Source organism: Isoptericola sp. NPDC056578, assembly GCF_042793275.1.
In the GTDB taxonomy this organism is placed as follows: Bacteria; Actinomycetota; Actinomycetes; order Actinomycetales; family Cellulomonadaceae; genus Isoptericola.
Genome location: NZ_JBHTVC010000089.1, coordinates 1 through 12123, shown reverse-complemented (window position 1 = coordinate 12123; position 12123 = coordinate 1). Strand labels below are relative to the sequence as shown.

Here is a 12123-nt window from a genome sequence, read left to right as displayed (position 1 = left end):
GGGCCCCCCCCCCCCCCCCTGGTAGCTTTCCGCGCCCCCCCCCCCCCGCGCCCCCCACGAATCGCTACGTCGAGGGCGCCGGGACGGTCAGGCCGGTCGGGAGCACCCGCGGCAGGAGCTCTCGCAGCGCCGCGACGCGCTCGTCGCGGGCGGCGCCGGTCATGCGCTCGACCGGCGCGGTGATGCTGACGGCGGCGACGGGCCGGCCGGCGCGCAGCAGCGCGACGGCGACGCACGCGATGCCGGGCTCGTTCTCCTCGGTCTCGGTGGCGTACCCGCGATCCCGGGCCGCGGCGAGGGCCGCCCGGAGCGTGGCGTCGGGCGTGGGGTCGGGCTCGGCGTCCCCGGCCGGCGCGGCAGCCAGGAGCGCCCGGCCGAGCGCCGTCGTCGCGACGGGGATGCGCCGCCCGACGGCGGACCATACGCGCAGCGGGCGCTGCGGCTCCACCTTGTCGAGGTAGACGACCTCCTGCCCGGCGAGGGTGCCGAGGTGCACCAGCTCGTCGACCTCGTCGCGCAGCGCCTCCAGCGCCGGGCGCAGCAGGCCGGGCAGGTTGTCCTCGGCGAGGTACGCCGCCCCGAGGGAGAGCACCGCCGCCCCCAGGGTGTAGGCGCCGTCGGGCCGCTGGTCGGCGTACCCCCGGTGGCGCAGCGCCGCGAGCGTGCGGTGCAGCGTCGACTTGTTGGCGCCCACCTCGGCGGCGAGGTCGGCCAGCGCGACGCCGCCGGCACCCGCGCGGGCGAGCGCGTCGAGCGTGAGCAGCGCCTTGTCCACGCTGCCGAGCGGGCTGGGGGGTTGGGTCATCGGGGACGGTCCTCTATGGTGTTCCGTAGTGAACAACGTACGTTCACCATAGCGAAACGGAGTCAGGATGTCTTCCCCCTCGACCCAGGCCGGCGACGTCGTTGCCGCGCTCGGCGCCCACCGCCTCGTGCCCGTCGTCGTGGTCGACGGCGCCGAGGAGGGCGCACGCCTCGCCGACGCGCTCGTCGCCGGCGGCCTCCCCGTCGCCGAGATCACCCTGCGCACCGCCGGCGGCATTGACGCGATCCGCGCGGTCGCGCAGACCCAGCCCGAGGTCGTCGTCGGCGCGGGCACCGTGACCACCGTCGACCAGGTCGACGCCGTCGTCGACGCCGGGGCGCGCTACATCGTGTCGCCCGGGCTGTCGGCCGCTGTCGTGCGCCGCGCGCAGGAGCACGGCGTCCCGGTCCTGCCGGGCGTCGCCACGCCCAGCGAGATCATGGCCGCGCTCGACCTCGGCATCGAGGTCGTCAAGCTCTTCCCCGCCTCCGTGGTCGGCGGCCCCGCCGCGATCAAGGCGTTCTCCGCGCCGTTCCCCGGCCTGCGCTTCGTGCCCACGGGCGGCGTGAGCGCCGCCAACCTCGGCGACTACCTCGGGCTCGCCCCGGTGCTCGCCGTCGGCGGGTCGTGGATGGTCGAGAAGTCGCTCGTGACCGCCGGCGACTGGGCCGAGATCACCCGCCGCACCGCCGAGGCCGTCGCCCTCGCGGCCGCCGTCTGAGCCCGCCGCCGAGCCTGCAAGGAGCACCGACACCATGACGAACCCCTCGATCACCACCCGCCCGGCCGCCGAGTGCCGGTATGACGCCGTCGCCCTCGGCGAGGTCATGCTGCGCCTCGACCCGGGCGACCGCCGCGTGCGTACCACCCGCTCCTTCGACGTCTGGGAGGGCGGCGGCGAGTACAACGTGGCCCGCGGCCTGCGCCGTGCGTTCGGGCTGCGCGGCGCGATCGTCACCGCGCTCGCGGACAACGAGGTCGGCCGCCTCGTGGAGGACTTCATGCTCACCGGCGGCCTCGACACCTCCTGGGTGCAGTGGCGCGAGTACGACGGCATCGGCCGCAGCGTGCGCAACGGCCTGAACTTCACCGAGCGCGGCTTCGGCGTGCGCGGCGCGGTGGGCGTCAGCGATCGCGGCAACACCGCGATCGCGCAGATGAAGCCCGAGGACGTGGACTGGGACGCCCTGTTCGGCTCCGGCGTGCGCTGGCTGCACACCGGCGGCATCTTCGCCGCGCTGTCCGAGTCGGCCGCCGACGTCGCCGAGGCGGCCATGACCGCGGCCAAGAAGCACGGCACGATCGTGTCGTACGACCTCAACTACCGCCCCTCCCTCTGGAAGGGCATCGGCGGCGTCGAGCGGGCGCGCGAGGTCAACCGCCGTCTCGCGCACCACGTCGACGTGATGATCGGCAACGAGGAGGACTTCACCGCCTCGCTCGGCTTCGAGGTCGAGGGCGTGGACGAGAACCTCACCGACCTCGACACCGGCGCCTTCCGCGCGATGATCGGCACCGCCGCCGAGGCGTACCCGAACTTCCAGGTCATCGCGACGACGCTGCGAGGCGTGAAGTCGGCGTCCGTCAACGACTGGGGCGCCATCGCCTGGTCGCGGGCCGAGGGCTTCGTCGAGGCCACGCACCGCGCCGACCTGGAGATCTTCGACCGCGTGGGCGGCGGCGACTCGTTCGCCTCCGGCCTCGCCTACGGGCTCCTGGAGCTCGACTCGCTGCAGCAGGCCGTGGAGTACGGCGCCGCGCACGGCGCGCTCGCCATGACCACGCCGGGTGACACGACGACGGCGACCCTCGCCGAGGTCGCCAAGCTCGCCGGCGGCGGCAGCGCGCGCGTCCAGCGCTGAGCGCGGAGCTGGTCCGAGACCCCGCGAGGTAGTCCGAGTCCTGCCGAGGTAGTCCACTACCTCGCGGTTCCTGGAACTACCTCGCGGGGTCTCGTGCTACCTCGCGGGGTCTCGTGCTACCTCGCGGGATCTCGTGCTACCTCGGCGGGGGAGCGGTGGACTCCCGGACGACGAGGCCGGTGGCGAGGTTGACCCGCCGGGCCATCGGCGTCTCGCCACGGGCGAGGTCGAGCAGCAGCCGCGTCGCGGTGGTCGCCATCTCGAGCAGCGGCTGGCGGACCGTGGTCAGCGCGGGCGCGGTCCAGGTCGCCAGGGGCAGGTCGTCGTACCCGACGACGGACACGTCGCGCGGCACGGAGAGGCCACGCTCCTGCGCGGCCCGCAGCAGGCCGATGCCCTGCATGTCCGACCCGGCGAAGACGGCGGTCGGGCGCTCGGGCAGGTCGAGCAGCTCGCTGCCGGAGCGGTAACCGGACTCCACCTCGAAGTTGCCCGACCGCACCAGCGTGGGGTCGAAGGCGATCCCGGCCTCCTCGAGCGCGGTGCGGTACCCGTCGAGGCGCGCGCGGGCGCACAGCATGTTGCCCGGGCCCGAGATGGCGGCGATGCGCCGGTGCCCCAGCTCGAGCAGGTGCCGCGTCGCCGCGAGCCCCCCGCTCCAGTTGTCCGACCCCACCGTGGGCACGTCGGGCGGGGGCTCGCCGTCGGTGTCGATGACCACGTAGGGGATGCCGCGCGTGGTGAGGCGGGGCCGCTGCGACGAGCTGAGGCTGGCCGCGACGAGCAGCACGCCCAGCGGCGGGCGGGAGAGCGTCGTCTCGAGCCAGGTGGTCGGCGGGCGGTGCTTCCCGCCCAGCTCGGACAGGATGACGCTCACCCCGGCGGCCGCGGCGGCGTCCTCCACGCCGCGGATGATCTCCGTGGACCAGGCCGAGCCGACCCGGTGGAAGACGAGGTCCACGAGCCCCGCGCCGACCGGGGGAGCCACGGCCCGGCGGCGCCGGTAGCGGTGCCGCTCCAGCGCGGCCTCCACGCGGTCGCGGGTGGCCGGCGCGACGTCGGTCCTGCCGTTCAGCACCTTCGACACCGTGGGTGCGGACACGCCGAGCTCCCGGGCGATCTCGGCGATCGTCGGCGTCGGGCCCTGCGGGGTGGGGGTGCTCATCGTCCGTCCTGTCGTGACGCGGCGTCGCGCTCGGGCGATCGACCGCAAGTTTCGGCTCGACCGTACACGACCTCGGGCGTGCTCTGGACGTTCACGGGCGCCGTGATCAGACCGTGATCGGCCGGGTGCTTGACCATCACCGAAAGCTCCCCCTACTCTCGGCCGCAGTTGGAGAACGTTTTCAATGACGAAACTTTCGGATCGTCGGCGCGAGGTTGCGACCGGCGGACCACACGACGACGTGACGGCTGGGGGACTCATGGCGCAGGCCGCAGGGATGGTGACGACCGTCCCGCCGATCGACGACGCACCGTCGTCACCACCACCGCGGGACGAACCACGGCGGCAAGGGCGGGCGCGCACCACGTGGCGCCAGGCGCTGCGCAAGGACTGGCGGCTGTACTCGTTCGTCGTCCTGCCGGTGCTGTTCTTCCTGATCTTCAAGTACGTGCCGATGATCGGGAACGTCATCGCGTTCCGCCGGTTCCGCCCCGGCGGCAGCCCGCTGGGCGACGAGTGGGTCGGCTTCTACTACTTCGAGATGTTCATCCACAACCAGCAGTTCTGGCAGGTGTTCTGGAACACCGTGGTGCTGGGCCTGCTGACGCTGGCGATCTGCTTCCCGCTGCCGATCATCCTCGCGCTCATGCTCAACGAGCTGCGGTCGCGCCGGTTCAAGAAGATCGTGCAGACGATCTCCTACCTGCCGCACTTCATGTCGATCGTCATCGTCGCGGGGCTCGTGCTCCAGCTCACCGCGGTGAGCGGCACGGTGAACCAGGTCGTGGAGGCGTTCGGCGGCGACGCGATCGCGTTCATGCAGCAGCCCGACTGGTTCCGCACGATCTACGTGAGCTCGGAGGTCTGGCAGACCGTCGGCTGGGGCACGATCCTCTACCTCGCCGCGCTGACGACCGTCGACGACCAGCTCTACGAGGCGGCCCGCATCGACGGCGCGAACCGCTGGCAGCAGACCTGGCACATCACGCTGCCCGGCATCCGCCCCACGATGATGGTGCTGCTCATCCTCAACATCGGCTCCTTCATGGCGGTCGGGTTCGAGAAGGTCCTGCTGCTGCAGAACCCGCTGATCTACTCCACGGCGGACGTCATCTCGACGTACCTGTACCGGGTGGGCATCCAGTCGGCCCAGTTCTCCTACGGCACGGCGATCGGCCTCTTCGAGGCGCTCATCGGCCTGGTCCTCGTCCTCACCGCGAACTTCGTCTCGCGCCGCACGGTAGGAGCCTCGCTGTGGTGACCGGCATGCCCACCCCCGACCTCGCCGCCGTCCGGACCGAGGCGACGACCGTCAAGGACACGGCCGGGTACCGCACCTTCAAGGTGGCCAACGTCGTCGTGCTCCTCGTGGTGTGCGCCGTGACGCTGTACCCGTTCGTGAACCTCGTGGCGAAGGCGTTCTCGTCGGAGGGCTTCATCGCCGCCGGCGAGGTCAACCTCCTGCCGCGGGGGTTCAACGTCGAGACGTTCCAGTACGTCATGGGCGACGCGATGTTCTGGACCAACTACAAGAACACCGTCGTCTACACGGTGGTCGGCACGTTCGTGTCGATGGCGCTCACCACCCCGTACGCCTACGCGCTGAGCCGCCGCCACCTCAAGGGCCGCACGTTCTTCATCGGCATCGCGGTCTTCACGATGTTCTTCAGCGGCGGCCTGATCCCGAACTACATCCTCGTCGCCGACGTGCTGGGGATGCGGAACACCCTCTGGGCGATCGTGCTGCCCGGTGCCATCTCGGTGTTCAACCTCCTGGTCATGAAGTCGTTCTTCGAGAACTTCCCGAGCGACCTCGAGGAGGCGGCCGCGATCGACGGCCTCACGACGTACGGGATCTTCTTCCGGATCGTGCTGCCGCTGTCCAAGGCGGTGCTGGCCACGATGACGCTGTTCTACGCCGTCGGCCTGTGGAACTCGTGGTTCAACGCCTTCCTCTACCTGGACCAGAAGGAGCTGTTCCCGGTCACCGTCTACCTGCGGAACATGATCGCCGCGGCGTCGCCGGCGGCCGACCCGACGCAGGACGCCGTGCAGATCGGCGCGAACATCCAGTCCGTGACGATGCTGCTCACCGTGCTGCCGATCATCTGCTTCTACCCCTTCATCCAGAGGTACTTCGTCTCCGGCGTGATGCTCGGCTCCGTCAAGGGCTGACGGGCCGGTCATCACCCGCACTGCACGCACCACATCCCGCTCGAGAGCGACGACGCTCGTCACACGAGGAGAAGACATGAGGAACACCCGGATGCGGGCGGCCGTCGCGGCCGCGTCGCTGACGACCCTGGCCCTGACGCTGGCGGCCTGCGGCAGCGGGGGAGGCGACGACGGCGGCGACGGCGCGAGCCCGGACGCCGCCACCATCGACGCGGACCACTCCGTCGGCGCGATGGAGGACTTCGCGGCGGGCACGTCGTTCAAGGCGACGGAGCCGGTGGAGTTCTCGCTGATGTACCGCGACCACCCGGACTACGAGGTGCAGGACGACTGGTCGGTCTTCGAGCACCTCGAGGCGGACCGGAACGTCACGTTCTCCCGCACCGACGTGCCGTTGGCCGACTGGGACCAGAAGAAGGCGCTGCTCATCGGGTCGGGCGAGGCCTCGGACCTCATGCCGGTGACCTACCCCGGCCAGGAGACTCAGTTCGTCTCGGGCGGCGCGCTCCTGCCCGTGTCCGACTACCTCGAGTACATGCCGAACTTCGCGCAGAAGGTCGAGGACTGGGGCCTCCAGGACGAGATCGACAACCTGCGCCAGGACGACGGCAAGTACTACATCCTGCCGGGCCTGCGGGAGATCCCCGACGTGCAGTACACGGTCATGATCAACGACGACATGTGGAAGAAGGCCGGGGTCACCGAGGACCCGGCCACCTGGGACGAGTTCACCGAGGACCTGGCGAAGGTCAAGGAGGCGAACCCCGGTCTCGACTACGCCTTCTCCGACCGCTGGACGGACGTCAGCACGCTCGGCGCGCTGCTCAACGTCATGGGTCCGAACTACGGCGCCGCGGGCGGGTGGGGCTACAACAACACCTGGTTCGACCAGGACTCCGGCGAGTACGTCTTCAACGGCACGAGCGACGCGTACAAGCAGCTCCTGGAGACGGTGCACGGCTGGGTCGACGCGGGCGTCATGGACCCGGAGATCACCCAGTCCGACGACCAGGCCCGCCAGAAGTTCGTGTCCGGCAAGTCCGCCGCCGTGTCCAGCAACACCCAGGAGATCACGGCGTACCGCACGGCGATCAAGGACGGCGGCAAGGACATCACCACCCGCCTGCTCACCATCCCGGGCGGCCCGGCGGGCAGCAACCTCGCCGCGAGCCAGCTCTCCAGCGGCCTGATGATCTCCAGCAAGGCGGCGGAGCAGCCGTACTTCAAGGCGCTGCTGCAGTACGTCGACTGGCAGTACTACTCGGACGAGGGCATCGAGTTCGCCCAGTGGGGCGTGGACGGCGAGACGTACTCGAAGGGCTCGGACGGCACCCGTGAGCTGAACGAGGACATCAGCTGGAACGCGATCAACGCGGGCGCGCCGAAGAAGCTCAACACCGACTTCGGCTACAGCAACGGCGTGTTCCTCCTGGCGAACGGCTCCACGCAGGACCTGCTCGAGTCCGTGATGTCGGACGAGGTCAAGGAGTGGACCCGGTCCGTGCTCGACGCCAAGGAGGTGCTGCCGGTGGCCCCGGCGCCCCGCCTCAACGAGATGGAGCTCGAGCAGAACTCGCTGCTCGACACGCAGCTCAAGGACGCCGTCCAGTCCGCGACCGCCGGGTTCATCACCGGCCAGCGCTCGCTCGACGAGTGGGACGCGTACGTCGCCGAGATCGAGGGGCTGGGCGCCACGCAGCTCGTCGAGACCGTCAACACCGCCTTGGCGCGCCAGGAGGGCTGAGCCCTGACCACCGTCGTCGTCCCCGACGCACCCGCCGCCACGCTCTCCGAGGCGTGGCGGCGGTGCGTCGGCACCGGCCGCCTCAACCTCGCGCTGCGTCAGGACTACCAGGACTCGCTCGCGGTGGTGCAGCGGGAGATCGGGTTCCGCTACGTGCGGGGCCACGGCCTGCTGTCCGACGACGTCGGGATCCACCGCCCCTACGACGCGGCGGGCCACCGTGGCACGCGGTACGCGTTCACGTACGCCGACCAGGTGCTCGACGCGTGGCTCGCGCAGGGCATCCGGCCGTTCCTCGAGCTCGGGTTCATGCCGTCGGCGCTCGCGTCGGGGGAGCAGACCGTGTTCTGGTGGAAGGGCAACGTGACGCCGCCGCGCGACCATCGCGAGTGGGCGGCCCTCGTCCAGGCGGTGGTGCGGCACGCGATCGACCGCTACGGCCTCGAGGAGGTGCGGCGGTGGCCGGTCGAGGTGTGGAACGAGCCGAACCTGGCGCAGTTCTGGGAGGGCGCGTCGCAGGAGGCGTACTTCCGGCTCTACGAGGTCACCGCGGCCGCGGTGAAGGAGGTCGACGCCGACCTGCAGGTGGGTGGGCCGGCGATCTCGCCCGGCGCGGACGAATGGTGGGCGCCGTTCGCGGAGTTCGTCGAGCGGCGGGACGTGCCGGTGGACTTCGTGTCCTTCCACGCCTACACCACCGGGCCCGCCCAGCACGTGCCGTTCGGCACCTACCAGACGCTGCGGCACCCGCGGGACCTGCTGGACCAGTTCGCCGTCCCGGCGAAGCTGCTGGCGGGCACCCGCCTGGAGGGGCTGCCCGCCCACGTCACCGAGTTCAGCACCAGCTACCGGCCGGACAACCCGGTGCACGACACCGCCTACCAGGCGGCGTCGCTGGCGCCCGTGCTCTCCGAGGGCGGCGACCTGGTCGACTCCTTCTCCTACTGGACGTTCTGCGACGTTTTCGAGGAGGAGAACGTCCCGACCTCGGTCTTCCACGGCGGCTTCGGGATGCTCGGGCACCGGCAGCTGCGCAAGCCGGTGTTCCACCTCTACGCCTTCATGGCGCGGATGGGCCCCGAGGTGCTGCACCGGGGCCTGGACCACCTGGTGACGCGCGACGACGGAGGCCGGGTGGCGGTGCTGGCCTGGCAGCCCGTGGGCGGCACCGCCGACGCCGAGGAGCCGGACCGGCACAAGCTGCGGCTGAGCGTCCCGGTCGGCGACGCCGCGACGCGGCGGGCGTCGGTGCACCGCTCGCGCGTGAACGACGACGAGGGCAACGCGTTCAGCGCGTGGCGCCACCTGGGCCGCCCGGCGTCCCCGACGTCGCGGCAGCTCGACCTGCTGCACGAGGCGTCGGTGCCGGGTCGCTCGCACACGTCGCTCGAGGTGTCGGGCGGCCGGGTCGACCTGGCGCTCACGCTCGCCCGGCACGAGGTCACGCTGGTGGAGATCGACCCGGTGCGCGACGAGACGCCGCCCTGGCTCGACGACGCGCGCATCCTCGGTCGCGGGCCGGGCCAGGACGGCGGGGCGTCCTGATGGCGGCCGCGGCGCCCCGCGAATTCGGGGACGGCGTGCTGGGCCGGATCACGGCGCGCGTCTACTGGTACCTCGTCGTGGGGGTGCTCGTCGCCCTCGGCTGCGTGCCGACGCTGGTGCTGCTCACGCTCCTGGACCGGTCCTCGGGCAACGCGCTGCTGGTGCCGCTCTGCCTCGCGCCCGCGGCCCCGTTCCTCGCCGCGGGGATCTTCGCGCTGCACGCGCGCGCTGGCACCGACGAGCCCGTGCCGGGCAGCACCTTCGTGCGCGGCCTGCGGCTGGGCTGGCTCGACGCGCTGCGGCTGTGGGTGCCGGCGACGGCGGTGCTCGGCGTCGTCCTCACGTCCGTCGTGCACCGCGAGGCCGCCGGGATCTCCGTGGCCTACGCCGTCGTGCTGGGTGCCGTGGGCCTCGCCGTGCTGCTCTGGGCGGTGCAGGCGCTGGTCCTCGTGTCCCTGTTCTCCTTCCGCGCCCGCGACGTGGCCCGGCTGTCCGTCTACTACCTCGGCCGGCGGCCGTCCGTGACCGTCGGTCTGCTCGCGCTCGTCGTCGTGGCGGGCGGCGTGGTGTGGGTGGCGGGCGAGCTGGCGCTCGCCCTCGTCGCCGCCGCGTGGCTCGCCTTCCTGCTGCGCGTCGCGCAGCCCGTGCTGGACGACGTCCGCGCACGCTTCGTCGCCTGACCCGCACCACCGACCTCCGGAGGAAACGTCGTCATGTCCGCCCACCTGCCCGCCGGCCGCAAGGTCCGCTACGGCGGCGACTACAACCCCGAGCAGTGGCCGCGGGAGGTGTGGGAGGCCGACCACGCCGCGTTCGACCTGGCGTCGATCGACACCGTGACGCTCAACGTCTTCTCCTGGGCGACGCTGCAGCCCGACGAGGACACCTACGACTTCGCGCTGCTCGACGCGATCGTCGAGCGCGCCGTGGCCGCGGGCCGCGACGTCGTGCTCGCGACGTCGACCGGGGCGCTGCCGCCGTGGCTCGCCCACCGCCACCCCGAGGTGGAGCGCACCGACTTCCAGGGCCGGCGGCACGTGTACGGGCAGCGGCACAACGCGTGTCCCAGCTCGCCGGTGTACCGGCGGCTGTCGGCCGAGCTCGCGGGGCGCCTCGCCGAGCGCTACGCGGGCACGCCCGGCCTGGTCGCGTGGCACGTGGGCAACGAGTACGGCGGGTTCGACGGCGGCTGCTGGTGCGACCTGTGCGCCGCGGGCTTCCGCGAGTGGCTGCGCGCGCGGTACGGCACGCTGGAGCGCCTGAACGACGCCTGGAACGCGGCGTTCTGGTCGCACACGTTCAGCGACTGGGAGCAGGTCGTGCCGCCGAACATGCTCAGCGAGCACTGGCGCGGGCCGGACCACACGGCCTTCCAGGGCATCACGCTCGACTACCGGCGGTTCATGTCGGACGCGATGCTCGCGAACTACCGCGACGAGAAGGAGCGCATCCGCGCGCACGACGCGACCACCCCCGTGACGACCAACTTCATGGGCATGTTCCGGCCGATCGACTACCACCGTTGGGCCGACGACCTGGACTTCGCCTCCTGGGACAACTACCCGCCCGGCCAGCGCGAGCACGCGCGGATGGCGCTGGCCCACGACGTCGTGCGCGGGCTCAAGGACGGCGCCCCGTTCTGGGTCATGGAGCAGACGCCGACCATCACCGCCTCGCGCGACGTCAACCCGGTCAAGCGGCCGGGCGTGCTGCGGCTCTGGTCGTGGCAGGCCGTGGCGCACGGCGCGGACGCCGTCCTGTACTTCCAGATGCGGCAGTCGAAGGGGGCGTGCGAGAAGTACCACGGCGCCGTCCTCGACCACGCCGGCCGCACCGACACCCGCGCGTTCCGGGAGGTCGCTGCCCTCGGCGCCGAGCTCGACGCGCTGGGCGACGCCGTCCTCGGGGCTCGCACCCCCGCCCGCGTGGCCCTGCTCTTCGACTGGGACTCGTGGTGGGCCGCGGAGATGACCGACGGCTTCAACCGGCACGCGCGCTACGTCGACACGGTGCTCGCCTACTACCGCGCGCTGTGGCAGGCGGGGGCGCAGGTCGACGTCGTCCCGGTCACCGCGGACCTGTCCCGCTACGACGTCGTGCTCGCGCCCATGCTGCACGTGCTCAAGGGCGACGTCGCCGACCGCCTGGAGGGCGTCGTCGCGCGCGGGGGCTCCGTGCTCGCGTCGTACTGGTCCGGTCGCGCCGACGTGGACGCGAACGCCTTCCTCATGGACGCCCCCGGGCCGCTCGGTCGGCTGTTCGGCCTGCGCGTCGAGGAGACCGACTCCGCCGAGCCGGGCGTCACCAACCCCGTCACCCTCAAGGACGGCGCGGGCGACGACGCCGTCGCGGCCGCCTCGCTCGTCTTCGAGGTGCTCGTGCCCGAGGGCGCGGAGGTCGTCGGCACCTACGGCGCGGAGTTCTACGCCGGGACGCCGGCGGTCACGCGCCACCGCCCCGGAGGCCACGACGGCGGGGAGGACGGCGGCGAGGCCTGGTACGTCGCGACGGCGCTCGACGACGCGGGCGTCGCCTGGGTGGTCCGCCGCGTGCTCGGCCGGCACGGCCTCGTCGGCCCGTACGCCGACACCGACGACGTCGAGCTGGCGGTCCGCGAGGGCGCCGACGGCGCGCGGACGGCGTTCGTGCTCAACCACCGGTCCGACGCCGTCGACGTCGCGGCCCACGCCTCGGGGACCGACCTGCTCACCGGCCGCGCCGTCGTCGCGGGGGAGACCCTGCACCTCGAACCGACCGACGTCGTCGTCCTCCGTGAGGACCCGCAGAGGTAGTGCGCGCGCCCGCGAGGTAGTCCAGTGACTACCTC

General features: G+C 72.0%; 10 protein-coding genes. 8 read left to right on the top strand and 2 right to left on the bottom strand.

The window, feature by feature from the left end:
* Window positions 1–64: 64 nt before the first annotated feature.
* Complete coding sequence (locus tag ACFQ80_RS21635) at window positions 65–805, bottom strand: IclR family transcriptional regulator (protein WP_430565093.1); 741 nt, start codon at window positions 803–805, stop codon at window positions 65–67.
* Between the two features lie 67 nt (window positions 806–872).
* Here ACFQ80_RS21635 and eda point away from each other — a divergent pair, with 67 nt between their 5' ends.
* Both eda and ACFQ80_RS21625 read left to right on the top strand, forming a co-directional pair.
* The gene (gene eda, locus ACFQ80_RS21630; RefSeq protein WP_430565092.1) at window positions 873–1526 is read left to right on the top strand and encodes a bifunctional 4-hydroxy-2-oxoglutarate aldolase/2-dehydro-3-deoxy-phosphogluconate aldolase; all 654 of its coding nucleotides are present in this window, start codon (window positions 873–875) and stop codon (window positions 1524–1526) included.
* Between the two features lie 34 nt (window positions 1527–1560).
* Window positions 1561–2667 (top strand): sugar kinase, encoded by a 1107-nt coding sequence (locus ACFQ80_RS21625; RefSeq protein WP_430550760.1) that lies wholly within the window; start codon window positions 1561–1563, stop codon window positions 2665–2667.
* Window positions 2668–2803: 136 nt separating this feature from the next.
* On the opposite strand, the gene ACFQ80_RS21620 is transcribed toward ACFQ80_RS21625, so the two are convergent.
* A complete protein-coding gene (locus tag ACFQ80_RS21620) occupies window positions 2804–3832 on the bottom strand; it encodes a LacI family DNA-binding transcriptional regulator (RefSeq protein WP_430550759.1) in 1029 nt (342 codons plus the stop codon).
* Window positions 3833–4091: 259 nt separating this feature from the next.
* On the opposite strand from ACFQ80_RS21620, the gene ACFQ80_RS21615 reads away from it, so the two are divergent.
* From ACFQ80_RS21615 to ACFQ80_RS21590, 6 genes are all read left to right on the top strand, one after another.
* A complete protein-coding gene (locus ACFQ80_RS21615; RefSeq protein WP_430565091.1) occupies window positions 4092–5093 on the top strand; it encodes an ABC transporter permease in 1002 nt (333 codons plus the stop codon).
* A gap of 5 nt (window positions 5094–5098) precedes the next feature.
* On the top strand, window positions 5099–6007 hold the full coding sequence (locus ACFQ80_RS21610; protein WP_430550757.1) for a carbohydrate ABC transporter permease: 909 nt from the start codon (window positions 5099–5101) through the stop codon (window positions 6005–6007).
* A 76-nt stretch (window positions 6008–6083) separates the two neighbouring features.
* A complete protein-coding gene (locus ACFQ80_RS21605; protein ID WP_430565090.1) occupies window positions 6084–7751 on the top strand; it encodes an extracellular solute-binding protein in 1668 nt (555 codons plus the stop codon).
* A 3-nt stretch (window positions 7752–7754) separates the two neighbouring features.
* The gene (locus ACFQ80_RS21600; protein ID WP_430565094.1) at window positions 7755–9296 is read left to right on the top strand and encodes a xylan 1,4-beta-xylosidase; all 1542 of its coding nucleotides are present in this window, start codon (window positions 7755–7757) and stop codon (window positions 9294–9296) included.
* Complete coding sequence (locus ACFQ80_RS21595; RefSeq protein WP_430565089.1) at window positions 9296–9976, top strand: glycosyltransferase; 681 nt, start codon at window positions 9296–9298, stop codon at window positions 9974–9976. Before ACFQ80_RS21600 ends, ACFQ80_RS21595 begins: the two co-directional genes overlap by 1 nt.
* Window positions 9977–10009: 33 nt before the next feature.
* Window positions 10010–12088 (top strand): beta-galactosidase, encoded by a 2079-nt coding sequence (locus ACFQ80_RS21590; RefSeq protein WP_430565088.1) that lies wholly within the window; start codon window positions 10010–10012, stop codon window positions 12086–12088.
* Window positions 12089–12123: the final 35 nt, after the last annotated feature.

Excerpts from the sequence above, each read along its gene's own strand:
- ACFQ80_RS21590 (WP_430565088.1), top strand. The coding sequence starts at position 10,010 with ATGTCCGCCCACCTGCCCGCCGGCCGCAAGGTCCGCTACGGCGGCGAC.
- ACFQ80_RS21620 (WP_430550759.1), bottom strand. The coding sequence starts at position 3,832 with ATGAGCACCCCCACCCCGCAGGGCCCGACGCCGACGATCGCCGAGATC.
- ACFQ80_RS21615 (WP_430565091.1), top strand. The coding sequence starts at position 4,092 with ATGGCGCAGGCCGCAGGGATGGTGACGACCGTCCCGCCGATCGACGAC.
- ACFQ80_RS21605 (WP_430565090.1), top strand. The coding sequence starts at position 6,084 with ATGAGGAACACCCGGATGCGGGCGGCCGTCGCGGCCGCGTCGCTGACG.
- eda (WP_430565092.1), top strand. The coding sequence starts at position 873 with ATGTCTTCCCCCTCGACCCAGGCCGGCGACGTCGTTGCCGCGCTCGGC.
- ACFQ80_RS21625 (WP_430550760.1), top strand. The coding sequence starts at position 1,561 with ATGACGAACCCCTCGATCACCACCCGCCCGGCCGCCGAGTGCCGGTAT.
- ACFQ80_RS21635 (WP_430565093.1), bottom strand. The coding sequence starts at position 805 with ATGACCCAACCCCCCAGCCCGCTCGGCAGCGTGGACAAGGCGCTGCTC.
- ACFQ80_RS21595 (WP_430565089.1), top strand. The coding sequence starts at position 9,296 with ATGGCGGCCGCGGCGCCCCGCGAATTCGGGGACGGCGTGCTGGGCCGG.
- ACFQ80_RS21610 (WP_430550757.1), top strand. The coding sequence starts at position 5,099 with ATGCCCACCCCCGACCTCGCCGCCGTCCGGACCGAGGCGACGACCGTC.